This window comes from Neobacillus niacini (genome assembly GCF_030817595.1).
Classification (GTDB): domain Bacteria; phylum Bacillota; class Bacilli; order Bacillales; family Cytobacillaceae; genus Neobacillus; species Neobacillus niacini_G.
Window position 1 is genome coordinate 5,576,811 of record NZ_JAUSZN010000001.1, and the last position, 26,593, is coordinate 5,603,403.

A 26,593-nucleotide genomic window follows, 5' to 3' on the forward strand; every position below is an offset into this window, starting at 1 on the left:
TTTTTTATTGCCGGTAATTTAGATCGATTTGCCAAGGAAGGCTGTTAGCATCCATACATGTTTTTCTAAACCAGAATGAATAGCAAGGAGCATATCACCTGTTGTTTCATCGTCTTTTTCTTCAGCAATGCTCATACCTTCTTTTAATTCCCCTATAATAATCGAAAAATCATTGATTATGGTTTGAACCATTTCTTCAGCAGTCTCGCTGCCTTGTGCTTCTTGAATCGATGAAAGTTCAAGACATTCTCTCATCGTCGCAACTGGATTTCCACCGATTGCAAGTAATCGTTCTGCTAATTCATCGACATGCAATCCTGCTTCGTTATAGAATTCTTCAAATTTAGCGTGCAGGGTGAAAAACTGACCACCCTTCACATACCAATGGTAATTATGTAACTTGATATACAACACAGACCAGTTTGCAATTTGTTTGTTAAGTATATTCACTAACTGACTTTCCATTTATAAAACCCTCCAACGTTTTGTCTTCTATTATATTATTACCAAAGATTGAGGGAGAAACCTGTGTAAAATTGAGGGATATTTTGTCAATTTAGTGAAGACTTTCCTTGTTACAATGATATTTCATGAAATAGGCCTGAAATAGTTTGTAATAATATTTCCTTAAGATTCCATTAGTGGAATTTATGTGGGAATGATTGCGAGTTGGTTGATTATTCCATTTAATAGATAAATGCTTTCATAGCAGGAGCTACTTATCCTATTTTTATACTGGTTTTTTTTGGTTAATGAATAACTATGTTACAACTGATAGCCTTATTAGTAGAGAAAACAACGAGAATACTAGGAGGCTATAAAACATGAATAAACTAAAAAAACTTGTTATTGCAGCGGGATTAATTTTTTCAATGTCAGCATTTACAGGTGTTACTAAGTCGGAGGCGGCTACAACTCACAAAATTCAATATGGTGAGACATACTGGAAAATAGCAAAAGGATTTGGTATTCCTGTTAATAGCTTAATGAGCGCAAACAATAGTAAACCACTTATTGCAGGACAATATATGACTCTGCCAAACTCTCCGATTTCAGCGGCAGATGAAGAATTAATGGCAAAATTAGTTCGAGCAGAAGCAGTTGGCGAGCCATATGCCGGAAAGGTAGCTGTTGCAACTGTTATTCTTAATCGAGTGAAAAGTCCTGACTTCCCTAACACAGTTCGTGGAGTCATTTATCAAATTGCAAATGGACACTATGCATTTACACCTGTTGCAAATGGCGAAATCAATAAGCCAGCTGACGCAGAGTCAAGAAGAGCTGTTAATGAAGCAATTGCTTTGATGGGTAAAGGGAATGGCTCTTTATTCTTCTACAATCCAAAAACAGCAGTAAGCGATTGGATCTTTTCACGTGAAGTAACCGTAACAATCGGAAATCATCGTTTCGCTCGGTAATTTTGGGACGCTTGGATATATATCCAGGCGTTTTTTTTTATTTAAAGGGTATCTGACCAATTGATTCTTTTTTAAAATGAACCTTCATCATAGGATAGTGGCTATCAGAGCAAAATAGCTTTGTCAGCCAAATAACAAAAATGATGAAGGAGGTTTAAGAATGGATCAAGAATTGTCTTATGGCAGTGATTACAAATTTATACCGGCAACTTCAATAGGAAGCGGTATTGGCATAGAGGTCCTGCCTGATATATACAGCCATACCATTCAAATTGTAAATATTTGTGTAGTTGGAAATGCAGCAACGAAAAATTTTGTTTTAGTTGACGCAGGGATGCCTGAATCAGCTAATGAAATAATATCTGTTACGGAAGAACGTTTCGGTGCTAATAATCGTCCCCAAGCGATCATATTAACACATGGTCATTTTGACCACGTGGGAGCGATTATTGAATTAGTCAAACATTGGGATGTTCCTGTATATGCACATGAGTTAGAGTTACCTTTCCTGACTGGAAAAATGAGTTACCCAGAGCCAGACCCTACTGTAGAAGGTGGTTTGGTTGCTAAAATGTCCCCGATGTTCCCAAATGAACCAATTAATTTAGGAAGTCATATACGAACGCTACCTTCTGATGGAAGTGTTCCGCATTTATCAGGTTTTCGCTGGATACATACACCTGGGCATTCTCCTGGACATGTGGCACTATTTAGAGAAGAAGATCGTTTTCTAATAGCGGGAGATGCTTTTATTACAGTTAAACAGGATTCGCTTTATAAGGTACTTACACAAGAAATGGAAGTAAATGGACCGCCTAGATACCTTACAACAGATTGGCAAGCTGCTTGGGAATCCGTTAAAACATTAGAGGCCTTAAAGCCAACTGTTGCTGTAACAGGTCATGGAATCCCTTTGTCTGGTGAAATACTGGCAAATGGCCTTAAAAAGTTAGTGAATGAGTTTGAACAAATAGCCATTCCAGACTACGGTAAGTACGTAAGTAAAAATAAACATTAGCAAGGGACTATTTTGTAACTAAATAAATGAATGGCCGTTATCTATGGTTTTTATCAAAAAAGCAGTGGACTCGTAAATAAAGAGTTCACTGCTTTTTTAGGTTTATTTAATTTTTAATGCAACGAGGCTGGCAAAATCATGGATGATAGTTGCCGCTAGTAAGGAGGTAATCTGGGTTGGGTCGTATGGAGGTAAAACCTCAACAAGATCAAAGCCAATAAAATTAAATTGTGTTAGGGACCGAATGATTTGTAAGGTTTCAAAGCTATTTAGCCCGCCAACCTCAAGCGTCCCTGTTCCGGGTGCGCAGGATGGGTCAACAAAATCGATATCAAAACTGAGAAAACATGGTGTATCCCCAATCTTTTCTTTCATTTCCCTCACAACATTTTCAAAGCCACGTTCTTTTAATTCAGGAGTTGTAATCACATGATATCCTAAATCACTACTTGAATCGATATCTCCAGGATGATTAAGGGTTCCGCGAATACCAACCTGAAAAACCTTATCAGGAATCAATAAATTTTCTTCATATGCACGAATGAATGGTGAGCCATGCCAATATTTTTCTTCATAATAAGTATCCCATGTATCAGTATGGGAATCGAAATGAATTAATGCTACAGGGCCGTGGATTTTGGCTGCTGCTCTAAGATTTGCTAATGTAACGGAGTGGTCTCCACCTAGTCCAATTGGGATAATCCCTTTCTCCATTAACTCCATTACTGCTTTTTCCATTACCTCATAACTTCGATGGATATTATGAGGAATAACTGATACGTCGCCAATATCAATGGCGTTGCATGCATCAAATGGGTACACCTTATGAATAGGATGGTAAGGGAATAACGTCATGGAAGCTTGACGTATTGCTTGAGGTGCAAAGCGAGCCCCTACTCGAAATGAAGCCGCTGTATCAAATGGCAGTCCAACAATCGCTAATTTAGCATTTTCTCTGTTTGATGGTAACCTCATAAAGGTCCCTGTTGTACAAAACTCTGGTTTAACATCAGGTGTTAATGGATATTGCATCTCTTTTTCCCTCATTTCCTATTTTACTTTTTAATAATGCAATTTTTGTGCCATAAACAAATCGTGCCCGTGCAGCGATACTTCTTAAGAGAACGGTAACGAATAGTAGTTATTCGTGCCGGTGCAGCGACAGTTTTATAGAAAACGGTAACGAATAGCCCTGTTTCATGCCGATGAAGTTACTTTTTCTTAGTTGACGGAAACGATTATATATGTACATTCCATAGTGACAAGTCGTTATTTAATATGGAATAATGTATGCATGGTTGAATAATTCCCAAAATTCAAAACCTTCTATTATTTGTTCGTTATAACCCATTATTTTTTTTAAAACGGATAAACACAACGGTATTTTCATGAAATTAAAATTTGGCATATAAATTGCATAAATACATAGTGAAATTAGAAATAAGTGGAGGGGGAATAAAAAATTTATTGTAGACAAATGGGTAACATCAGAATGAAAACGCTTTAATTTAAGAGGAGGAATGATATGTGGAAAATGGCGTAAAGTTGAAAAGATCGTTAAAGCTATGGCAGGTTGTCATTATGGGTTTAGCATATATGACACCTATGGTAGTATTTGATACATTTGGAATTGTTTCTGGTGAAACAAATGGGCATGTACCTGCTGCTTATGTCATTGCCTTGATCGGCATGCTTTTTACTGCGGTTAGTTACGGGAAGCTAGTACGGGTTTTCCCACAGGCGGGGTCAGCCTATACCTATACCCAAAAAGCAATGAACCGGCATCTCGGTTTTCTTGTTGGATGGTCTTCTTTACTTGATTATTTATTTTTGCCAATGGTAAATGCGTTGTTAACCAAACTTTACTTAAATGCTTTGTTTCCGTCCGTTCCAGATTTTATTTGGGTATTATTATTTGTTGGAATTGTTACCCTCCTTAATTTACGAAGTGTCAATGCTCTGGCAAATTTCAATACACTTTTTGTTCTTGTACAAATACTAATCATGGTTGTCTTCATCATCCTAGTTATTAAAGGGCTTAATGCAGGAGAAGGAACGGGAACGGTTTTTAGCATGCAGCCGTTTTATGTTGAGGGTATGAACATTCCAATCCTGATAACAGGAGCAACAATACTCTGCTTTTCATTTCTTGGCTTTGATGCTGTTACAACATTATCGGAAGAAACGCCAAATCCAGAAAAAACAATTCCAAAAGCAATTCTTCTTACAGCTGTATGGGGAGGGGTAATCTTTATCACCACCTCATTTTTTATCCAATCATTTTTTCCAGATAATTCGAGGTTTATTGAATCAGAGGCAGCATTACCTGAAATTGCCCTTTATGTTGGCGGGAAGCTGTTTCAGTCGATCTTCTTATGTACAACCTTTGTGAATACCCTTGCATCGGGACTTGCCTCCCACGCAAGTGTTTCCCGTCTCTTGTATGTTATGGGGCGCGATAAAGTATTCCCCGAAAAATGGTTTGGATACGTACATCCAAAATGGAGAACACCTGCGATAAATGTGTTAATTGTAGGGGTCATTTCGTTATCTGCCTGGTTCTTTGATTTAGTGACAGCCACTTCACTCATTAATTTCGGAGCATTGATGGCCTTTACATTTGTTAATCTTTCAGTGATTAGTCATTTTGCTGTCCGTGAAAAAATGCACCGTACTCCAAAGGGATTTTTTGATTACATTATCATGCCGTTAATTGGAGCCGGATTAGTTGGAGTTCTTTGGATCAATCTTGAGCTTAGCTCTTTAGTTATGGGAGGAAGCTGGTTCCTAATCGGACTTGCCTATTTAGTATTTTTAACAAAAGCCTTCAAGGTTGCACCTCCTCAATATAAGGCAGAAGAAGCTGAAGTATGATTAGATGAAAAAAATACGCATTCCACCATCAGGAATGCGTATTTTTTTATGTTTATCATTTATGCAAATTTGAATAATACAGTCATTTTTTCATAATATCCATTCTTTTACACTAGGAAAAACGTTAATAAATCATTTGGCACGGAACTTGCTAATTAGATTAATAACAATAAAAAATGGGGTGTTATGATGACTATCGAATCATTAGATTTGAAAAAGAATGAGAACGAGGGTGTAAAGGAAAAAGATAATTCACTTACTGAGTTTCAGGAAATTCTTAAGGAAGCAGTTGACATACTAAACTATCCTCCTCAAGTCTTCGAATTTTTAAAGAAGCCAATGAGATTTTTGGAAGTGAGTATTCCTATTCGCATGGATAATGGGCAAACAGAGATTTTTCAAGGCTACCGGGCACAGCATAATGATGCTGCAGGACCGACTAAGGGAGGTATTCGCTTCCATCCAGATGTTACGCCAGAAGAAGTAAAAGCACTTGCAGGCTGGATGAGTTTAAAATGCGGCATTACGGACCTTCCATATGGAGGGGCAAAAGGAGGAATTGTCTGTGACCCGCGGGAAATGAGTTTAGATGAGCTAGAACGCTTAAGCCGGGGGTATGTAAGAGCAGTCAGCCAAATAGTCGGACCGACGAAAGATATTCCGGCACCTGATATGTATACCAATTCGCAAATCATGGCATGGATGCTCGATGAGTATGACCATATCCGTGAATTCGATTCGCCGGGCTTTATTACCGGGAAACCGATCGCTTTAGGAGGATCCAAAGGTAGGGAAACAGCTACTTCGAAAGGTGTACTATATACCCTTCAAATGGTATGCGAATTGAAGAGCATTCCGTTAACGGATATGCGAGTCATTATTCAAGGCTTTGGAAATGTAGGCAGTTACTTGGCTCATTATTTATATGACCTCGGGGCAAAGGTAATTGGGATTGGTGACGCACTTGGTGGTTTATATGACGAAAATGGCTTGGATATCCCCTATCTCCTAGAAAATAGAGACTCTTTCGGTATCATAACAAATCGCCCTGCTATCAGTATCACCAATCAAGAACTGCTAGAAAAAGAATGTGATGTCCTGATTCCAGCAGCCATTTCAGGCGTAATCAACAAGCAAAATGCGAGCAGGCTTAATTGTAATATTGTGATTGAAGCAGCTAATGGACCTACAACCAAAGAAGCTCTAAAAATTTTGGATGAGCGAGAAATTCTTGTTGTTCCTGATATTCTGGCAAATTCAGGTGGTGTCATTGTTTCCTATTTTGAGTGGTGCCAAAACAACCAAGGCTATTATTGGACAGAGGAAATGGTGGATACTCGATTGAAGGAAAAAATAATAGACAGCTATAAGAATGTGTATAACACCTCCATAAAGTATGGAGTGAATATGAAAATTGCTGCTTATATTGAGGGAGTTAAAAAATTGGCAGAAACCTCAAGGTTAAGGGGTTGGTTAAAATATTAATAATGTAAAGGGGGAAGAGGAAATGAAGCTTGATATTCTGTCTGAACAAAAAGATCAACAGCTACTACATTACTTTTGTCTTATATCAAAAAACCACCGCTACGATTTGGCCATTGGTTATTCGAGTCATTTTTATGGAAAGGCAATGGTCACTTCGATGCAAACAGGGAATATGGTTTTACTTTGCCAGGAGGATACCTATAATCCCCATTATTGGGCTGATCGTCTAGGAATTGAAGAAGAGGATATTACAGAATTTCAAGATTTTTTTGGCCTGGTATTACAATCAGGGCCCTTTCAGGAACAATACTAGCAAAAAAAAAGGGGAGTGATACGATGTATTTTGGAGTGGTACTTAGTCCATGTCATGGGGTTGTTGAAAAAGTTTCAATACAAAGTGAAACACGGATATATGAATGGGAACCATTATTTCAAATAAAAACGGCTGAAGGCAATATTCAAATGATTCAAACAGGTTTAAGCGGTGAGGTAGAATCACTGGAGGTTCAGGAAGGGGACCAAGTTATTCCCGGCATGGTCCTTGCCTTTATAAAAGAAGATTTATTTGTAACGGGCAGTGATTAAATACAAAGAAAGAAGATGGATACTGCATCTTCTTTTTTTCTATTTAAAAAATTCGAAATAGTGATAATATAAGAGTGGAAAGGGGGATAATAAGATGTTTTCCGTCGCAAAAGATAAGATTAAGCCAATAATATCTATCACTATAGGTGATGAAGTTGTATTGAAATCGACTTTAAGCCAATGCAAAGAACCCTTTATATTCTTAAAAAAACAAGGTCAATTATTTGCCTATGCAACAATCAATCATCCATTACTCGAGCTGCTTGAAAGCAAAAATTATTCCATAGAGGCTTTGTTAAATCAGGCCAAGTCTATTAAAAGTATTTGTTTCCTAAGCAATAATATTTCTTTCCCCTCCTTGTTCCAGATTATTGGTGAACCTTTCGCGATCATAATAGGTGACGATGGTGAACCAATAGGATACATACGAAGAGAAGATGTTTTGGCTGAACTTTTTAAACAAGAAAATAAAAGTGTAGATTTATTGAAAATCCTTCTTACCTCAATACCTATGGGGATTTTTGTATTAGATAAGGAGAAACAAATCATTAATTGCAACGAATCAGGGTTAACAATGATTAAATCTACTATTGAACAGGTGCTTAATTATCCAGGGGGAACTATTTTTAGCGCTCAACAGATTAACAACGTATTTGCTACAGGAAAAACGATTTTAAATCATCTAGAAATAACGAATGACACGGGAGTTCTCGTCGATTATTGTCCTATTTTATCCGATTCTCATGCAGTTGAAGGGATGATCATAGTTGTTCAGGATCTGCCAATGGTCGAGGATATGGCCAACGAAATAGAATATATTAAAGATTTGAATAGAGATTTGAATGCGATATTGTCGAGTATTTATGATGAAATTCTTGTGGTAAATGCCATAGGGGAATTAATTAGATACAGTGACAACATTATTCAAGATTTCTGGAAGGTAGATCTTAAAGAGTTGATTGGAAAAAATATCCTCGAACTTGAGGATCAGGGACTTTTTACACCATCAGTAACAAGATTAGTAATCGAAAAAAGAAAAAAAGTTTCGGTCGTCCAGGAAACAAAATCAGGCAGAAAAATTCTTGCCGTTGGTAATCCTGTCTTTAATGAAAAAAATGAGCTGGACCGGATTATCATTGCCTCAAGGGATATTACGGAAACTACGCGATTAAAAAGTGAACTCCAAGAAATACGGAAAATAACGGAACAATATAAAAAAGAATTAGATGATTTTAAAAGTAAAGATCGCTTTTTAAAAAAGCTCATTTATTGCAGTCCTAAAATGGAAAAGATTATGAATCAGGTAAAGAAAATTGCAGACTTTTCTTCGACAGTCCTCCTTAATGGTGAATCGGGTGTGGGTAAAGAAGTAATTGCTCAAGCAATCCACCAATTAGGGAAACGCTCTGGAAAGCCATTTCTTAAACTGAATTGTGGGGCGATTCCTGAAAATCTCTTAGAAAGTGAATTGTATGGGTACGCTAAGGGGTCGTTTACAGGTGCCGATAAAAACGGAAAAGAAGGTTATTTTAAACAAGCGGATGGCGGAATATTGTTTCTAGATGAAATCGGTGAAATGCCGCTGCATCTTCAAGTAAAGCTTTTGCGTGTTCTTCAAGAGCAAGAGGTTATTCCGATTGGCAGTACAGTGCCTATTAAGGTGAATGTCCAGATTATTGCTGCCACCAATAAAAGGCTTGAAAAAATGGTGGAGACTGGGACTTTCCGAGAAGACTTATTCTACCGTTTAAATGTTATTCCGATTCAGATTCCGCCGCTCAGGGAACGGACTGAGGATATCTCGTTACTCGCCTTTCATTTTTTACAGCAGCTGAATGAAAAGTATGATCGAAATTATCATTTAACACCAGATGCAATTAATGTGCTTGAATTTTATTCGTGGCCAGGTAATGTTCGTGAATTACAAAATATTATTGAAAGATTAGTGGTTACTGCTGATCATCCTGCCATTGATGCTGAGTTTGTCAGCCAGTTTTTATCACTGGGATTTGATAATAAAAAGATAAAGCCTATGATTACTAGAGTTATTCCTCTACAAGAGGCGATTGAACATGTAGAGGAGCAGCTGATTGTTCTGGCTATGAACCAATACAAGACAACCACAAAGGCTGCAAAAGCATTAGGAATCAGCCAATCCTCAGTTAGCAGGAAGTATCAAAAAATACTAAATGAGAAAAATATTAAAATTGAAAACTTATCTTCCATATAAATTAAAGCTGTTTCAGAATACATTCTGAAGCAGCTTTTTTATCTATGCAAAAATAAATACAGTTATGCAATTTTGAATAACTATAAATGTTTTTTGGGGTAAACACACGATTATGGCCACTTTTCTTTTTTGGCACAGTTCTTGCAACTATAGATAGTAAGAGAGAATAAAGGAGGACTTGATAATGGTCGAGATTAAAAACCGCATTGCTAACCTTAAGATGTTTATTGATGGTGAATGGAAAGAGTCTGAAACTCTGGAAACACGTCCAGTTATTAATCCAGCAAATGGAGAAGTGATTTCATATTCCCCTGAAGGAACAGCTGTTGATGCACGAGCAGCGATCTTTGCTGCTCGGAGGGCTTTCGAAGAAGGTATATGGTCAGGAATATCAGCCCAGGAGAGAGCCTCCTATTTATTTAAAATTGCTGACAAAATTGATGAGTATGCCGATGAGTTAACTCAGCTTGAAACGATGGATAATGGAAAAACATTAAGAGAAGCTGGATTTGATGTCGGTGATGCAGCAGCATGCTTCCGCTATTATGCAGGACTGATTACAAAGCCAGACGGCTATACCTATCACGTAGCCGACCCGATGCAGGCAATGGTTGTCCGCGAACCAGTTGGTGTCTGTGGCCTGATTACTCCATGGAATTACCCTCTTTTAATGAGTGTTTGGAAAATTGCGCCGGCTTTAGCCGCTGGAAATACAATCGTTTTTAAACCGTCAGAAGTAACACCGGTTACACCGAAGAAGCTTTTTGAAATATTTGAAGAAGTGGGACTGCCAAAAGGAGTTGCCAATATGGTAATGGGAGCCGGCCCTGTTGTTGGTCATGAAATTGCTTCCCACCCTGAAGTAGATATGATTTCGTTTACCGGTGGTACGAAAACAGGTAAACATATCATGAAAACAGCAGCGGACACAATGAAGAAGGTATCCTTAGAATTAGGAGGCAAATCACCCAATATTATTTTTGCGGATGCTGATTTTGAAACGGCAGTGGATTATGCACTATTTGGAATATTTTCTGGTTCAGGTCAAGTGTGCTCAGCAGGGTCGAGAATTCTAGTAGAAGAAAGTATTTATGATAAATTTGTTGAACGCTTTGTTGAAAGAGCGAAGAAGATTAAGGTTGGAGCAGGAGATGATCCAGTAACTGAGATGGGGCCGCTCGTAAGCGAGCAACATTTGGAAAAGATTTTACATTACATTGAGGTTGGTTTAGAGGAGGGTGCAACCATTGCTTGCGGCGGGAAGCGAATTGTAAGTAAAGGCTTAGAAAAGGGCTTTTTTGTTGAACCAACTGTGTTTATAAATGTAAAACCAGAAATGAAAATCGTTCAAGAAGAAATATTTGGACCTGTAGTTGTAATCCAGAAGTTTCAGGATGAAAGTGAAGCTGTAAAGCTTGCAAATAATACGATTTATGGACTTGCAGGCGCTGTTTTTTCAAATGACGGGGCAAAAGCATTAAGAGTAATTAAAAAGCTTCGTGCCGGAATTACTTGGGTAAATTCCTACCACCCAACCTATAATGAAGCACCATGGGGCGGATATAAGCAAAGTGGAATTGGACGGAGCCTTGGAACATTCGGGCTTGAGGAATTTCAAGAAATTAAACAAATCAATATTAATTTACAAGTAGAGCCAATTGGCTGGTTTTCCAACTAATAAATAATGAGGAGCGATCATATGAGTATCGATTTAACACGAGAGACAAAGACTGAGCAGAATCAACAAGTAAGCGAATACATTAATAAGGTTTTAAGTTTAATAGAAAAGGAGGAAGTTAATAAGGAAGAGGCGGCCTGGATTACAAAGGAAACGGTCGATGGATTCCGCGAACATGTTAACCCAGGATTTTTAACCTACCGTAAATCGGTAACAAAGGATGGACAATTTGCAGCAGTAGAATGGTCAGACAATGGTTCCTGCTTTAAGGATGTAAACGGCAAAGAATATATTGATTGTCTCGGCGGCTTCGGTATCTATAATGTTGGCCACCGTAATCCCAAGGTCGTAAAGGCAGTAACAGATCAACTGAAGCGTCAAGCTCTCCACAGCCAAGATCTGCTTGATCCATTGCGTGCAATGCTGGCGAAAATTTTAGCGGATATTACCCCTGGTGATTTGAAATATGCGTTTTTTACCAATAGCGGAACAGAAAGTGTTGAAGCAGCATTAAAGCTCGCGAAAATGTATAGTGATCGAACGACCTTTATTTCAACAACACGTGCTTTCCATGGCAAAAGTCTTGGGTCTTTATCTGGAACGGCCAAAGGAATGTTCCGTAAACCATTCCTGCCATTAATCCCTGGGTTCCGCCATGTACCATTTGGTGATATCGACATGATCAGAAAAACATTTGAAGTATGTGCGTCAGTCGGAGAAGATGTTGCTGCGGTGATCCTAGAGCCAATTCAGGGGGAAGGCGGAATTATCCTGCCTCCAGAGAATTACTTAAAACAGGTTCGCGAGCTATGTGACCAATATGGTTCTCTGTTAATTTTTGATGAGGTCCAAACGGGTATGGGACGGACTGGAAAAATGTTTGCAGCTGAATTATATGATGTGGTCCCGGATATTATCTGTCTAGCTAAAGCGTTTGGCGGCGGTGTTATGCCAGCAGGGGCGATTGTTGCTAGAGAAGAAGTATTTAAAAGCTGGTTCCCGAACCCATTTATGCATACAACGACATTTGGGGGCAATCCACTAGCATGTGCAGCTGCTATTGCCACTATTGGTGTTTTAATCGAGGAAAATTTACCAGAAAGGGCATTAGTAGTTGGCGAGTATTTCCTCAAAGAGCTAAAAGAAGCAGCGAAAGGACATGAAGACAAGGTCCTTGAAATTCGCGGCCAGGGATTGATGATCGGCATTGAATTCCATAAGGATGAAATCGGCTATGAGGTTTCCAAAGGGATGTTTGACCGTGGGATCCTTGTGGCAGGAACATTAATCAACTCGAAGACGATACGAATTGAACCGGCATTAACGATTGGCTATGAAGAGGTTGATAAGGTAATCAGTACCTTTAAGGAAGTTTTAAGTCTGGTAAAAGCATAAGGGGGGAGCAAGGAGTTGGAAAAGAAATTTGTTAAGATCCAAACACAGATACCCGGACCAAAATCAGAAGAAATGTTGGAGCGGAGAAAGAAATATGTCCCAAAGGGCATCAGCAATAATTGTCATTCCTTTGTGAAAAAGGCACATGGTTCTCTAGTTGAGGATGTGGACGGTAATATTTTGATAGACTTTGCTGGAGCGATTGGAACATTGAACGTTGGCCACACCCACCCGAGAGTGGTCAGGGCCCTGCAGGAGCAGGCAAGTCAATTTATCCATACAGGGTTTAATGTCATGATGTATGAGTCCTATATAAATCTTGCCGAGAGGCTGTGTCAGCTTGCACCGGGGGATTTTAATAAGCAGGCAGCTTTCTTTAACAGCGGTGCCGAGGCTGTTGAAAATGCCGTTAAAATCGCTAGAAAATATACAAAACGCCAAGGAATTATTTCCTTTACACGAGGATTCCACGGCAGAACGTTAATGACGATGACGATGACGAGCAAGGTCAAGCCATACAAGTTTGGCTTTGGACCGTTTGCTCCAGAAGTTTACAAGGCGCCATATCCATATGTTTACCGCCGCCCTGAAGGATTAAGCGAACAACAATATAATGAAATGATTATTGATCAATTTGAAACGTTTTTACTAGCGGAAGTGGCTCCTGAAACGATTGCTGCGGTTGTAATGGAACCTGTTCAAGGAGAGGGAGGTTTTATCGTTCCAGATAAATCGTTTGTTCAAAGAGTTAGAGAAATTTGTACACAGTATGGAATTTTGTTTGTAGCAGATGAGATTCAAACGGGATTCGCCCGAACAGGTAAATATTTTGCGATTGAACATTTTGGTGTTGAGCCAGATTTAATTACCATTTCAAAATCAATGGGGGCAGGAGTGCCGATTAGTGGGGTCATTGGCCGAACGGAAATTATGGAAGCAGCAGATGTTGGCGAGATAGGTGGAACCTATTCCGGAAGTCCACTAGGCTGCAGGGCCGCACTTACCGTCCTCGATATTATTGAGAGTGAAAACCTTAATGAAAGGGCAAAAAAAATAGGTACAAGAGCTACGGAAAAAATGAAAGAGCTCGCTGAACGTTTCGATAGCATTGGAGATGTCCGTGGTCTCGGGGCCATGTGTGCAATGGAAATCGTTAAAGACCGACACAGCAAAACTCCTGATAAAGAGGCAGTTGGAAAAATAGTTAAAGCCGCAGGGGAGCGGGGACTAATGCTGCTAAGCGCGGGGTTATATGGAAACGTGATACGCCTTCTTATGCCGTTAACCATCACAGATGAGCAGTTGGAGGAAGGATTACAAATTCTTGAGGAAAGCTTTGAGGCTGTATATTTGAACAACTCTGCTGTTCCCGTTGGGAGGTAAAAAGAATATGGATATCGTTACGCAAAAATATCAAATCTATCCAATGTATCTTGATGGAAAATGGGTGGGGAATGATTTTGAGGTGTTTACCGAGATTATTAACCCAGCAACCAAGGATGTTTTAGGGGCGGTCCCAACTGGTGGTGCTTTTGAAGCGGAGCAGGCCGTTGATGCAGCCCATAAAGCCTTTAAAACTTGGTCGAAAAAAACAGCTGACGAGCGCTATCAGCTCATGATGAAATGGTATCAATTGATTGAAAAGAACAAACATGAAATTGCTAGGATTATGACGATGGAGCAAGGTAAACCATTAAAAGAAGCATTGGGTGAGGTTCAATACGCGAACGGCTTTATCTCATGGTATGCGGAGGAAGGGAAACGAATCTATGGAGAAACGATTCCAGCTTCCCACTCAAATAAACGAATTCTTGTTAGAAAAGAACCTGTAGGGGTGGTTGCAGCGATTACCCCTTGGAACTTCCCTGCAGCGATGATTACTAGAAAAGTAGCACCAGCCCTTGCAGCAGGGTGTACCTGCGTGGTAAAACCGGCCAATCAGACCCCGCTTACTGCGTTAAAGATGGTAGAGCTTGCTCATGAAGCAGGAATCCCTAATGGAGTAATCAATGTAATCACGGGCAGGGCAGCAGAAATCGGCGAAACGTGGCTGAAGGATCACCGTGTAACCAAGATAACCTTTACAGGATCGACTGAAGTAGGGAAAACGCTGATGCGCGGTGCTGCTGATAATGTTAAAAAGGTATCGCTGGAGCTTGGAGGAAACGCACCGTTTATTGTCATGGATGATGCGAATCTAGAGAAGGCTGCAGAGGGATTGGTACAATCGAAATTCCGTAATGCAGGTCAGACTTGTATATGCACGAATCGTGTATATGTGCATGAAGGGATAGCTGATGATTTCCTCAAGCTTTTCCAAGCTGAATTAGAAAAGTTGAAGGTTGGCAACGGACTCGAAGAAGGGACCGACATAGGACCATTAATTGATAAAGCAGCATATAAAAAAGTAGAAGCTCTAGTGAATGATGCAGTTAAAAAGGGAGGAAAAGTCACTTACAGCGGGGTAAAACCTGCTGAAGCTAATGGCTATTTCTATTCTCCGACAATTTTAACCGCTGTTCACGACGATATGGAATGTATGAAAGATGAAATTTTTGGTCCGCTGGCACCGATATCGACCTTCAAAACCGAGGAAGAAGTGATTGAGCGGGCAAATAATTCCCGGTTTGGCTTAGCTGCTTATGTTTATACAGAAAATCTAAGCCGTTCATTCAGAATTACAGAACAGCTTGAATATGGAATCATTGGTCTTAATGATGCCCTGCCATCAGCTGTTCAAGTTCCATTTGGCGGCTATAAAGAGAGCGGTCTTGGCCGTGAAGGCGGTCACTTCGGAATTGAGGAATTTTTAGAAGTAAAATATATTTCAATAGGGTTAGATATATAGTCTTCATTTTGTAACTAAAAAGGAAACTGCCAAATTCGTTTCATCCTCCAGCCAGAGGAAGATTCACGAATAAATGCCAGTGAAACCTTCAGTGACTTTATTTGTCATTGAAAGATTTCACTGGCTTTTTTCAAATTTCTATTAAAAATGAGGTGGGCAGGAGTGCCGGGACCATTAAATGGAATGAAAGTAATCGATTTATCCAGAGTTTTAGCCGGACCATATTGCACGATGATCTTAGGAGATATGGGAGCGGAAGTAATAAAGATTGAAAGTATTGATACAGGAGATGAAACGAGGGGATGGGGACCGCCTTTTGTAGAAGGAGAAAGTGCCTACTATCTATGTGCCAATCGAAATAAGCAAGGAATCACTCTAAACTTGAAGTCGGAACAAGGTATAGAAATTTTACAAAAACTTGTTTTGGGTGCTGATGTAGTTGTCCAGAATTTTAAGCCTGGAACTCTCAAGCGTTTAGGCTTCGATTATGATGAAATGAAAAAGTGTAATAAGGGAATTATCCTAGCATCGATCAGCGGTTTTGGCTCTGATGGACCATACTCCCATCTGCCAGGCTATGATTATATTATTCAAGCAATGTCAGGATTAATGAGTATAACTGGAAATAAGGAAGCCGAGCCTGTCAAAGTCGGTGTAGCAATTGCTGATGTACTAACCGGGTTGTATACCTGTATCGGAATCTTAGGGGCGATTCACCATCGAAACATGACAGGAGAGGGACAGGAAGTGGATATCTCCTTATTTGATTCCCAGCTGGCTGCAATGGTGAATGTTGCGAGTAATTATTTATGTTCCGGTCAGATTCCAGAACGTCTTGGCAATGCCCATCCAAATATTGTTCCCTATCAGGTGTTCACAGCCAGCGATGGTGATTTTGTGATTGCGGTTGGAAATGACCAGCAATATCGAAAGCTGGCTGTTCTACTTGAAGACCCATCACTACTCTCACAAAGGTACGAAACTAACGCCGGCAGACTGCAATATAAGGGCGAATTAGTAAGCCGTATTGCCAAGAAAATAAAAACGAAATCAAGAGCAGAATGGAAACAGCTTCTTGATGTGGCAGGTATCCCAAATGGCCCGATTCATAATGTCAAAGAAGCATTAGAGTCAGAGCAGGCGATTTCAAGAAATATGATTGTAGATGTAAAGCATCCGAAAATTCCTGATTTAAAGCTGGTCGGTTCGCCGTTAAAGTTTTCAAAAACAGCGGTAAATATCGATCGTCACCCGCCATTGTTTGGCGAACACACAGACGAAGTCTTAATAAAACTGGGATATTCTAGATCTGAAATTCAAGCTATGAAACTAAACCAAATTATATAGGGGGAAAATACAATGAATTTTTCATATACCGAAGAACAGAAAAGTGTAAGGAAGGTTGTTCGATCATTTGTTGATCGTGAAATTATTCCTTTTATTAAGGAGTGGGATGAGAAGGGACATTTTGAAACCAATATTTTAAAGCGCTTAGCCGATATACAGCTTATGGGTGTATGTATCCCTGAGAAATATGGCGGTGTTGGTATGGATTATAATACGCTAGCTATCATTTGCGAGGAATTAGAGCGGGGGGACACTGCCTTCCGTACCGCGGTTTCTGTTCATACCGGCTTAAACAGCATGACGCTATTGCAATGGGGAACAGAGGAACAGAAACAAAAGTATCTTGTTACCCAGGCTAAGGGTGAAAAAATAGGGGCATTTGGACTCACAGAACCAAACGCTGGCTCTGATGTAGCGGCAATGGAGACTACGGCTGTAAAAGACGGAGATGACTATCTATTAAATGGCTCGAAAACATGGATTTCCTTATGTGACGTTGCCGACCATTTCTTGATTTTCGCCAAAACGAATCCGGGAGCGAAGCATAAAGGGATCTCCTGCTTTATTGTTGAACGATCCTTCCCAGGCGTGTCGACAAAAGCGATTAAAGGAAAGCTCGGCATCCGCGCAGGGAATACGGGGGAAGTATTTTTAGACAATGTTCGGGTTCCCTCAGAGAATATGCTTGGATATGAAGGCGAGGGCTTTAAAATTGCCATGGCTGCGCTTGATAACGGACGGTTTACTGTTGCTGCAGGGGCATGTGGGACAATCATGGCATCGCTTGAGGCAAGTGTAAAATACTGTGAAGAACGAAAAACATTTGGCAAAGAAATCGGAAGACATCAGCTTGTCCAGCAAATGATCGCAAAAATGTATGCAAACCTTGAGATTTCCCGCCTGTTAGTCTTTAAAGCTGGCTGGTTAAAAAACCGCGGTAAACGCAACACGCAGGAAACTTCATTGGCAAAATGGATTTCCTGCGATGCCGCCTATGAAGCAGCCAACGATGCTGTGCAAATACACGGTGCATACGGTTTCTCTAATGAATTTCCGGTTGAGCGCTATTTACGGAATGCAAAAGCTCCCGTTATTTATGAAGGGACTAGAGAAATTCATACGATTATGCAGGGGGAATATGCGCTTGGTTACCGCGAGGATAAACCACTTCGAAAAATGCTGCCTGCCTGGCCATTTGAAGAGATTTTAATAAAAGGATAGGTGGAAATATGTCAGGAATAAAAACCTATTTCCTCGCTGGTCATGCCCGCCTGCCGCAGGGGATGGCAGCCCAAAGTGTATTTGACACTTTAACGATTACCGTTGAGATTGATAAAAAATATGGTGTCATTATCCAGTCCTCCTGCACCCTTGCCACTGACCATGGGAGAGAATATATTCAACAAATTTTAAAGGGTCATAGCTTACAGGATGGGATTGATGAAATCGTTGAAATGATAAGAGAGGGATATCGGGGGAAAGCGGTCAATGCGCTTATAGCATCGGTAAAAGATTTATACAGTCAATATAGCGAATAAAATATACGAACAGCTTAACAAAAATCGTTAAGCTGTTTTTGCGTTACAGTGTTTTTTCAATCATTATTTACTTTAAATATAGGTCTTCGCTGTGTTACGATAACGGAATAAAGTGGAATGGAGAAGGGGCGGTTAGATGATTAAAACAGTATTGTTTGACGTGGATGGAGTGTTGTTAAGTGAGGAGCATTATTTTGACGCATCAGCTTTAACCGTTTGGGAATTGTTAATCAGCAATAATTATTTGGGATTGGCTCTTGAAAAATTCAAAACAAACTATAGTGCAGCAGAAATTAAGACTATTCGAGAAAACGTGTTTGGAAAAAATGATGATGTCCTTAAGCTAATGAAGTCAAGAGGACTTAATGCGAATTGGGATATGATTTATTTGTCCTTTGGTCATCAATTAATTCATCTTTTATCTCAAATAAAGGAAAAAGAGGATGACAGAATCAATAGTTGGCTGCAGGAACCAATTGATAGAGAAGTACTTCTTGAAATGGGCAGGGTATTACAAAAATATGAGGTTAACATAGATTTCGATAGATTTATTTCCGATTTTGCACAGTCAACGGAAACAAAGCAGGAATTGTTCAATTATCTAAATCAATTAGCTTCAGTGCAGCTCGGGGTTCAAACAACCATCTTTAGTGGAATCAGCGCGCTTTGGTCAGTATGTGAACATACCAGTCAGGAATGGTATGTTGGCGATGAGAATGTGGAAAAGTCCACTGGCAGACGTTCTGTGCAGCTGGGAAAGAAAGGTTTTTTAGCAAATGAAACCACATTGGCAGATAAAGCAGAGATAGAAGCTCTCTTTTCATTCCTTAAGGAATCTGGGGTAAAGATCGGGATTGGAACGGGGAGACCTGAGCTTGAAACGATTCAACCCTTCCACCATCTGGATTGGCTAAAACTCTTTGATGTAAATTATATTGTCACAGCCGATGATGTCCTAAAAGCAGAAAATGAGCTTGTTGAAAGACAGTCATTATCTAAACCACATCCTTTTACATACATTATGGGTCTTAATGGAAGGAAAACATCAGTCGAGACATGTTTAAATACACCACTGCCAATTGAAAAAGGTGAAGAGGTTCTAGTGGTGGGTGACTCGTTGGCAGACTTGCTGGCTGCGAGAAAAATGGGCTGTCAGTTTGCAGCGGTTTTAACAGGGCTATCAGGAAAAGATGCGAGAAGTGACTTTGAAAAGTACGAGGCAGACTATATTCTCGATACAGTGCTTGATGTGAGGGGATTAATCGAGAAAAACTAAGAGGGATTGCTGAGCACCCCCTCTTTTTTCTGCTTTAACGGACTTCAGTTGGTTGATCTGATTCCATCTGAAGTGATACTTTAGTGGTCGAAACCTGGTTCCAGCTTGAGCGAGCGAGATTAGCCTCTATTCGTAACAGTTGAATCGCTTTTTCAGTTAGTACCGACACGAATAGCTCCTATTCGTTACCGTTGAACCGCATTTCCAGTTGGGACGGGCACGAATAGCTCTTATTCGTTACCGTTTAACCTCTTTTCCAGCTTGAACGGGCACGAATAGGTCTTAGAACCACTCCTCAGCCTCAACCCTCAAAATATAAAAGACCAAATCCATAACAGATTTGGTCATCATCAATTAGTTATTTAATTTTCTCTAACTCAAGTCTTCCTGGATAAAATGAATCAACATTATCTAACTCTAAAGATTGTGCTTCGTTTAAACCATTAATGAGTGTAAGGGCGCGGATCACCTCTGGAGTAAGCTGCTTATCAAGTGTCAACACCATGATCGCTTCTCCTCCAACAGTGGTTCTGCCTACTTGCATCGTTCCGATATTAATCTGATAGTCCCCAAGAAGAGATCCAACTTTACCAATCATACCAGGCACGTCCTGATGTTTGACAAGTAAGAGATGGCTTTCAGGTCTTACATCAATACGATAATCGTTGATTTTCACGATTCTGGCACCATAGCCGTTTAAGACTGTCGCACCTATTTTAGCTGTTTCAGAGCCTTTTGTAATAGATAGCTCCATATAATTGGCGAAACCTTTATTAGAGGCATTTTTTTGCACATTATAGGAAACACCTTGCTCCTTTAAAAGATGAAGAGCATTAATCAAATTAACGGAGTCACTTAAATGATAGGAAAGAATTCCTTTAATCATGGTTCGAGTTAATAGTTCTGTATCTTCTTCAATTAAATCTCCATAATAATTAATTTCGATTTTAGAAGGAGCATGTTTTAATAGTTGGACCACCAGCTGCCCCACATGTTCTCCAAGCAGTAAGTATGGCTGCATTTTTTGCTGGGTTTCACCTGACATTTGCGGCATATTCACCGCATTGCGGATGGACTGCGTTTCAAGGATTTCAATAATTTCTTCACTAACCTCTTGTGCAACTTTTTCCTGTGCTTCTACAGTAGAAGCCCCTAAATGTGGAGTAACAATAATATTTGGATTATCCAGCAATGCTGGGTCGGCAACTGGTTCCTTTTCAAAAACATCGAGTGCTGCACCTGCCACGTGGCCTGCTTGAATCGCCCGTACCAATGCCTTTTCATCAATAATTCCGCCTCGTGCGACGTTGATAAATCGTACGCCCTTTTTAGTCTTGCTTAAGTATTCGTCGTTAACTAAACCTTTTGTATCATTTGTAAGTGGTGTGTGAATGGTGATGAAATCTGACTCACGTGCGATTAAATCGAGACTAGCTTTTTTCATTCCAAGTTTCTCGGCTCTTTCCTCTGTTAAATAAGGATCGTAACCTAAGATATTCATGCCAAAGCTCTTCGCACGCTTCGCTACTTCCGTTCCGATTTTACCCATGCCAATGACACCAAGCGTTTTTTTGTATAATTCTACTCCCTTGAAAGAATTTCGATCCCATTCTCCTCCAACTGTCTTTTTGTGAGCTTGAGGAATCATCCTTGCCATAGAGAGCATCATCGCTAGGGTATGTTCTGTAGCAGCGATCGTGTTGGCACCAGGAGCATTTATGACGATGATTCCTTTCCCTGTTGCAGCATTCACATCGATATTATCTACCCCTACACCGGCTCTAGCAATTACCTTAAGCTTGTCAGCATATTGAAGCAGTTCTGCACTTACTTTTGTCTGGCTCCGTACAATTAAAGCCTCGTAATCTCCAATAATATTCTTTAGCTCTTCGAACTTTAATGTAGGCTGACGCTCTACAATAAAATTAGGGTGGTCAAACAAACTTTTTAAACCAGTATCACTAATGCCATCAGTTACTAATACTTTAAACATTGTCATTCTCATCCTTTCAGCTCTTAGTATAAAAATAATAAATAAAAAATCCCCCATAACAGGACAGATTTGTCTTGTTATGAGGGACGTGATCTACGTGGTGCCACCCTCTTTTGCTGCAAATAGATACGCAGCCTCAATCGGTTAACGGGTATCCCGGGCATTCCTACTGAATTTCAGTCTGCCAGTTCAGAAGGGCTGGGCGAAAGTTTAAGAAATTGCACCGGTTCACAGCAGCCACCGGCTCTCTGAAGCATTCTCTTAATGCCGTCTTCATCATCACTTTTAATTTGAGTATTTACCTGAATTTAAAGAATATTCTACATGGAGACCTTTAATATTGTAAAGGGTTAAAAAAAATAATTTTTCGATTATTCAAATTTAAAAATTTTTATTAAAAAGCGAGGCCAATACTGGTACAGCAGTAAGCGATTACATTGAATTTTTAAAAAAATTAGTCTATTGTAAATATATTGAGAGAATAATATAATGTCTACTATATATAGACAATTGTACGTATGTAGGAGACAGAGCGGGAGGGTTCAATAATGAAAGCAATCCAAATTGGGTTACTCGGTTTAGGAACAGTTGGTTCAGGGGTTGTAAAAATTATCAAAAATCACCAAGATAAATTAATGCACCAGGTCGGTTGTCCTGTTGTCATCAAGAAAATCCTGGTCCAAAATATACATAAAACAAGACCGTCTGAAGTGGATCCAGCGTTGTTAACGTCTACTCCATCAGATATCCTGCATGATCCTGAAATAGATGTTGTGATTGAAGTGATGGGCGGGGTCAAGGAAACAAAGGAATATTTGCTTAGTGCCCTCCGTCAAGGAAAGCATGTTGTAACGGCAAACAAAGATTTAATGGCCCTTCACGGATCAGAATTGTTAACTGTTGCTTCTGAAAACGGCTGTGATTTGTTTTATGAAGCCAGTGTAGCTGGAGGTATTCCAATATTAAGAGGGCTGGTTGATGGTCTCGCCTCTGATCGGATTACGCAAATGATGGGTATTGTAAATGGAACTACTAATTTTATTTTAACAAAAATGAGCCAAGATGGGTTAAATTATGAAGATGTTTTGAAAGAGGCACAAGAGCTGGGATTTGCAGAAGCTGACCCAACATCAGACGTTGAGGGGTTAGACGCCGCTCGTAAAATGACCATTTTAGCGACTTTAGGATTTTCAATGAATATAGAGCTTGATGATGTACAGGTTAAAGGAATATCCAACATCACAGAAGAAGATTTACGATATGGTAAACAGTTAGGCTATACAATGAAACTATTAGGATATGCTCACCGTGAAGGGGAAAAAGTAGAAGTAAGTGTACAGCCTACATTTTTATCTGACAACCATCCTTTGGCATCGGTTCAAAACGAGTATAACGCTGTTTATGTGTACGGTGAAGCTGTTGGTGAAACCATGTTTTATGGACCAGGCGCAGGAAGCCTGCCAACTGCGACAGCTGTTGTTTCAGATTTAGTCGGGGTAATGAAAAATCTACGACTTGGAGTAAATGGACGCAGTGCGGTTACACCACAGTATCCTAAGCGCTTAAAGGATGATAATGAAAAGTACTCTAAATACTTCTTAAGAATCCATGTACAGGATGAGGTTGGTGTATTTGCTGAACTTACCTCTATTTTTGCGAAGTATGGTGTCAGCTTTGAAAAAATACTACAGCTTCCAGTGAAGAAAAACGAAACATCTGAAATTGTCTTAGTGACACATAAAGCATCACTCACAAATTATGATGCAATCCTTTATGAATTAAATGATTTACCAGCCGTTAAAGAAGTTAAAAGTGCATACAGAGTGGTGAGAAAATCAATATGAGATGGCCAGGATTGATTGAGGCTTATAAAGAATTTTTACCAGTGAGTCATGAAACACCTGGTTTAACATTAAATGAAGGGAATACCCCGTTAGTAAAGTTAGAGCGTCTTTCAAAGGAATTGGATGTTGAGCTTTACGTTAAACTTGAAGGAGCAAATCCAACGGGTTCTTTCAAAGACCGCGGAATGGTTATGGCTGTAGCAAAGGCAGTTGAATCCGGCAGTAAAACCGTTATCTGTGCTTCTACCGGAAATACTTCTGCCGCAGCCGCTGCATATGCAGCACGTGCAGGTTTACGCTGTATTATTGTTATTCCTGAAGGTAAAATTGCATTAGGAAAGCTTGCACAAGCGATGATGTACGGGGCTGAAATTATCTCAATCGAAGGAAATTTTGACCAAGCCTTACAAATGGTCCGTAATATTAGCAAGGAAGAACTAATTACTTTGGTTAATTCTGTTAATCCATTTCGTTTAGAGGGACAAAAAACCGCGGCGTTTGAAGTATGCGATCAACTAGGGTTTGCACCCGATATACTAGCGATACCTGTTGGAAACGCGGGTAACATTAGTGCTTATTGGAAAGGCTTTAAAGAATACGCAGCCCACAAGGGGACGGGACTGCCGAAAATGTACGGATTTGAAGCAGCAGGAGCAGCAGCACTTGTTCATAATACCGTGTTTGAAAATCCTGAAACGATTGCAACAGCGATACGAATTGGAAATCCTGCCAGCTGGGATCTAGCTGTTTCTGCAGTCGAAGAATCCGATGGTCTATTTGATGAAGTCAGTGATGATGAAATCATAGCCGCCTATAAAAAAATTGCCTCCTCTGAAGGAATCTTTGCTGAACCAGCATCATGTGCGTCTATCGCTGGTGTGATGAAGTCCATACAAAAAGGCAAGATTGAAAAAGGATCAAAAATCGTCGCTGTTCTTACCGGAAATGGCTTAAAAGACCCGGATACTGCTATTCAAAGCAGCTTGGTAGATGTGAAAAAATTGCCAAATGACGAGCTTGCCGTGACACAGCATATTAAGGGAGTTGTCACCGTATGACACTAAATGATTCGAAATTTGTAATTAAAGTTCCAGCGAGCTCTGCTAATCTTGGCCCGGGCTTTGATTCAATCGGTGTGGCACTAACACTTTATTTAACGTTAGAAGTAGAGAAAAATGAGAAATGGGAATTCTATTCCACAGCCGAGGAATTAAAGGATCTCCCATCAGATGAACAGCATTTTATCTGCCAAATTGCTCTTCAAACAGCAGCAAAGTATGGCAAGGAATTGCCCCCTTGTAAAATAAAGCTTGAGAGTGACATTCCGTTGGCACGCGGTCTCGGTTCAAGTGCTTCAGCTATTATTGCTGGAATAGAGCTTGCTGATTACATCGGTGAGTTAGGATTAACAAAACAAGATAAGCTATTGCTCTCAACAGAGATAGAGGGTCATCCAGATAACGTCGGTGCATCTTTATATGGGGGTCTTGTCATCGGCAGTTATCAGCATGGTGAGGTGGATATTATCCCTATCACAGACGTTTCTTTTGAAATGGTTGCTGTAATCCCCAAAGAAAGCTTATTAACGAAGGATTCCCGTGGTGTCCTGCCGACAGAATTTTCGTATTCAAATGCGATTCAATCTTCGTCTATTTCTAATGTTTTAGTTGCAGCACTTCTTAGTCAAAACTGGGAGTTAGCGGGTAAAATGATGGAAAAAGACCTTTTTCATCAGCCCTATCGGAAACCATTGATTCCTTTTTACGGTGATGTAGAAAACTTCGCTAAGACTGAAGGAGCCTTCGGTGTCGCCTTAAGTGGTGCTGGTCCAACTGTTTTATGTTTTTGTGAAAAAGGAAAAGGTCGATCACTTGAACAATCCATTCAATCCACTTTTCCTGAAATGACAGCTAAACTGCTTAGCATAGACTATACAGGAAGCAGTATATTCACAATTAATAATTGCACAGCAAATTAGGGCCGAGAAGAATCGGCCCTTTAATTATTAGTTAAATTAATACTACCCTTTTACTCCTTGCAGCCACTCCTGATAACACTCATCACAAAGAATCTCATCTCTTTCGTTATTTGAGCTTAAAAAAGTAACATAGTGATGTTGCTTTTCCTCGATTTCATTGACACAATAAAAGCACTTTTCCGGCATATTCCTTTCTCCTTTTCTTAGAGGTTTCCTTAGTTTTTCTTGAAAGTGATTTTTGTTACATAGAAAAAATCGCCACTTTATTTCCAATTAATTCACTTTATAAGTTAAACTACATGTAAACCAGATTGAAGAGGTGGATTTGCATGGATTTTATTAATAAGGTAGTCGTTATAACCGGGGCAGCAAAAGGAATTGGGCGCGGCATCGCAGCTGCTTATGCCGAAAATGGAGCAAAAGTTTTGATTGCTGATGTGGATGAAACTGCAGGCCTTCAGACAGAATCTGAACTCAAAAAAATAGGGTTGGATATCGTTTTTGTGAAAACAGATGTAAGAAAAGAAGAAGATATTATTAACCTTATGGAAACTGCAAAAAAGACTTACGGTAGGATAGATGTGTTAATCAATAATGCCGGCAAAGGGTTATTTAAATCACTGTATGAAGTAACTGTGGAGGAATGGGATGATATTATCCAAACCAATTTGAGAAGTGTCTTTCTCTGCTCGCGTGAGGGTGCAAAGTATATGCGTGAGAATCAAGAAGGAGGATCCATTGTTAACATTGCTTCGACTCGAGCGCTCATGTCTGAACCAAATTCTGAGGGATATGCAGCAACAAAGGGAGGAATTGTGGCAATCACGCATGCTTTAGCCTCCTCTCTAAGCAATGACAGGATTACTGTAAATGCGATATCGCCTGGCTGGATTCACACAGGTGACTACTCACAATTAACAGACATTGATCATAATCAGCATTTTTCTAAACGCGTTGGTAAGCCGGATGACATTGCAAGGGCATGTTTGTATTTAACAGCAAGAGAAAATAATTTTGTAACGGGGATTAATCTAGTAGTTGATGGTGGTATGACGAAAAAGATGATTTATGAAGAATAAGCTCTGC

24 protein-coding genes are annotated in these 26,593 nt (G+C 39.8%); 19 read left to right on the top strand and 5 right to left on the bottom strand.

What is annotated here, in order from left to right; all coding sequences use genetic code 11:
- Positions 1-18: 18 nt before the first annotated feature.
- Positions 19-465 (bottom strand): Dps family protein, encoded by a 447-nt coding sequence (locus QFZ31_RS26355; RefSeq protein ID WP_179595408.1) that lies wholly within the window; start codon positions 463-465, stop codon positions 19-21.
- 359 nt (positions 466-824) lie between these two features.
- On the opposite strand from QFZ31_RS26355, the gene QFZ31_RS26360 reads away from it, so the two are divergent.
- On the top strand, positions 825-1,418 hold the full coding sequence (locus QFZ31_RS26360) for a cell wall hydrolase (RefSeq protein WP_307308823.1): 594 nt from the start codon (positions 825-827) through the stop codon (positions 1,416-1,418).
- 160 nt (positions 1,419-1,578) lie between these two features.
- Positions 1,579-2,436, top strand: coding sequence for an MBL fold metallo-hydrolase (locus tag QFZ31_RS26365; RefSeq protein WP_307308826.1), 858 nt, complete (start codon positions 1,579-1,581; stop codon positions 2,434-2,436).
- A 102-nt stretch (positions 2,437-2,538) separates the two neighbouring features.
- On the opposite strand, the gene speB is transcribed toward QFZ31_RS26365, so the two are convergent.
- The gene (gene speB, locus QFZ31_RS26370) at positions 2,539-3,468 is read right to left on the bottom strand and encodes an agmatinase (RefSeq protein WP_307308829.1); all 930 of its coding nucleotides are present in this window, start codon (positions 3,466-3,468) and stop codon (positions 2,539-2,541) included.
- Between the two features lie 495 nt (positions 3,469-3,963).
- Here speB and QFZ31_RS26375 point away from each other — a divergent pair, with 495 nt between their 5' ends.
- From QFZ31_RS26375 to QFZ31_RS26435, 13 genes are all read left to right on the top strand, one after another.
- Entirely contained in the window at positions 3,964-5,310 is a 1,347-nt protein-coding gene (locus QFZ31_RS26375; RefSeq protein WP_307308832.1) for an APC family permease, read from the top strand.
- Positions 5,311-5,499: 189 nt separating this feature from the next.
- Positions 5,500-6,795 (top strand): Glu/Leu/Phe/Val family dehydrogenase, encoded by a 1,296-nt coding sequence (locus tag QFZ31_RS26380; protein ID WP_307308835.1) that lies wholly within the window; start codon positions 5,500-5,502, stop codon positions 6,793-6,795.
- A 22-nt stretch (positions 6,796-6,817) separates the two neighbouring features.
- Complete coding sequence (locus QFZ31_RS26385) at positions 6,818-7,108, top strand: SAV0927 family protein (RefSeq protein ID WP_307308838.1); 291 nt, start codon at positions 6,818-6,820, stop codon at positions 7,106-7,108.
- Positions 7,109-7,131: 23 nt separating this feature from the next.
- The gene (locus tag QFZ31_RS26390) at positions 7,132-7,380 is read left to right on the top strand and encodes a hypothetical protein (RefSeq protein ID WP_179595414.1); all 249 of its coding nucleotides are present in this window, start codon (positions 7,132-7,134) and stop codon (positions 7,378-7,380) included.
- Positions 7,381-7,474: 94 nt separating this feature from the next.
- Entirely contained in the window at positions 7,475-9,610 is a 2,136-nt protein-coding gene (locus QFZ31_RS26395) for a sigma-54 interaction domain-containing protein (RefSeq protein WP_307308843.1), read from the top strand.
- A 205-nt stretch (positions 9,611-9,815) separates the two neighbouring features.
- Positions 9,816-11,288, top strand: coding sequence for an aldehyde dehydrogenase family protein (locus tag QFZ31_RS26400; protein ID WP_307311802.1), 1,473 nt, complete (start codon positions 9,816-9,818; stop codon positions 11,286-11,288).
- Positions 11,289-11,309: 21 nt separating this feature from the next.
- The gene (locus tag QFZ31_RS26405; RefSeq protein WP_307308846.1) at positions 11,310-12,683 is read left to right on the top strand and encodes a putrescine aminotransferase; all 1,374 of its coding nucleotides are present in this window, start codon (positions 11,310-11,312) and stop codon (positions 12,681-12,683) included.
- 15 nt (positions 12,684-12,698) lie between these two features.
- Complete coding sequence (gene gabT / locus QFZ31_RS26410; RefSeq protein ID WP_307308849.1) at positions 12,699-14,066, top strand: 4-aminobutyrate--2-oxoglutarate transaminase; 1,368 nt, start codon at positions 12,699-12,701, stop codon at positions 14,064-14,066.
- 43 nt (positions 14,067-14,109) lie between these two features.
- Positions 14,110-15,531 (top strand): NAD-dependent succinate-semialdehyde dehydrogenase, encoded by a 1,422-nt coding sequence (locus QFZ31_RS26415; RefSeq protein WP_307311803.1) that lies wholly within the window; start codon positions 14,110-14,112, stop codon positions 15,529-15,531.
- 162 nt (positions 15,532-15,693) lie between these two features.
- On the top strand, positions 15,694-16,878 hold the full coding sequence (locus tag QFZ31_RS26420) for a CaiB/BaiF CoA transferase family protein (RefSeq protein WP_307308852.1): 1,185 nt from the start codon (positions 15,694-15,696) through the stop codon (positions 16,876-16,878).
- Positions 16,879-16,890: 12 nt separating this feature from the next.
- Positions 16,891-18,099, top strand: coding sequence for an acyl-CoA dehydrogenase family protein (locus QFZ31_RS26425; RefSeq protein WP_307308855.1), 1,209 nt, complete (start codon positions 16,891-16,893; stop codon positions 18,097-18,099).
- A 17-nt stretch (positions 18,100-18,116) separates the two neighbouring features.
- Positions 18,117-18,416 carry a DUF3870 domain-containing protein gene (locus QFZ31_RS26430; protein WP_307311806.1) on the top strand — a complete coding sequence of 100 codons (300 nt, stop codon included), beginning with the start codon at positions 18,117-18,119 and terminating at the stop codon, positions 18,414-18,416.
- Positions 18,417-18,552: 136 nt separating this feature from the next.
- A complete protein-coding gene (locus QFZ31_RS26435) occupies positions 18,553-19,692 on the top strand; it encodes an HAD family hydrolase (protein ID WP_307308858.1) in 1,140 nt (379 codons plus the stop codon).
- Positions 19,693-19,726: 34 nt separating this feature from the next.
- Here the strand turns inward: QFZ31_RS26435 and QFZ31_RS26440 are convergent, their stop codons facing one another.
- Both QFZ31_RS26440 and serA read right to left on the bottom strand, forming a co-directional pair.
- Entirely contained in the window at positions 19,727-19,861 is a 135-nt protein-coding gene (locus QFZ31_RS26440; RefSeq protein ID WP_307308860.1) for a hypothetical protein, read from the bottom strand.
- Between the two features lie 189 nt (positions 19,862-20,050).
- The gene (serA, locus tag QFZ31_RS26445; protein ID WP_179595421.1) at positions 20,051-21,685 is read right to left on the bottom strand and encodes a phosphoglycerate dehydrogenase; all 1,635 of its coding nucleotides are present in this window, start codon (positions 21,683-21,685) and stop codon (positions 20,051-20,053) included.
- 548 nt (positions 21,686-22,233) lie between these two features.
- Between serA and QFZ31_RS26450 the strand changes: the two genes are divergently transcribed.
- From QFZ31_RS26450 to thrB, 3 genes are read left to right on the top strand one after another with little or no spacing between them, the layout of a single operon-like run.
- Positions 22,234-23,529: a homoserine dehydrogenase gene (locus tag QFZ31_RS26450; protein WP_307308864.1), complete on the top strand. Its 1,296-nt coding sequence runs from the start codon at positions 22,234-22,236 to the stop codon at positions 23,527-23,529.
- Positions 23,526-24,587 (top strand): threonine synthase, encoded by a 1,062-nt coding sequence (gene thrC / locus QFZ31_RS26455; protein WP_307308866.1) that lies wholly within the window; start codon positions 23,526-23,528, stop codon positions 24,585-24,587. Before QFZ31_RS26450 ends, thrC begins: the two co-directional genes overlap by 4 nt.
- The gene (gene thrB / locus QFZ31_RS26460) at positions 24,584-25,507 is read left to right on the top strand and encodes a homoserine kinase (RefSeq protein WP_307308869.1); all 924 of its coding nucleotides are present in this window, start codon (positions 24,584-24,586) and stop codon (positions 25,505-25,507) included. Before thrC ends, thrB begins: the two co-directional genes overlap by 4 nt.
- 42 nt (positions 25,508-25,549) lie before the next feature.
- Here thrB and QFZ31_RS26465 read toward each other — a convergent pair whose 3' ends face one another.
- A complete protein-coding gene (locus QFZ31_RS26465) occupies positions 25,550-25,693 on the bottom strand; it encodes a hypothetical protein (RefSeq protein WP_306075873.1) in 144 nt (47 codons plus the stop codon).
- A 143-nt stretch (positions 25,694-25,836) separates the two neighbouring features.
- Between QFZ31_RS26465 and QFZ31_RS26470 the strand changes: the two genes are divergently transcribed.
- Positions 25,837-26,586 (top strand): glucose 1-dehydrogenase, encoded by a 750-nt coding sequence (locus QFZ31_RS26470; protein WP_307308874.1) that lies wholly within the window; start codon positions 25,837-25,839, stop codon positions 26,584-26,586.
- The last annotated feature ends 7 nt before the right edge of the window (positions 26,587-26,593 follow it).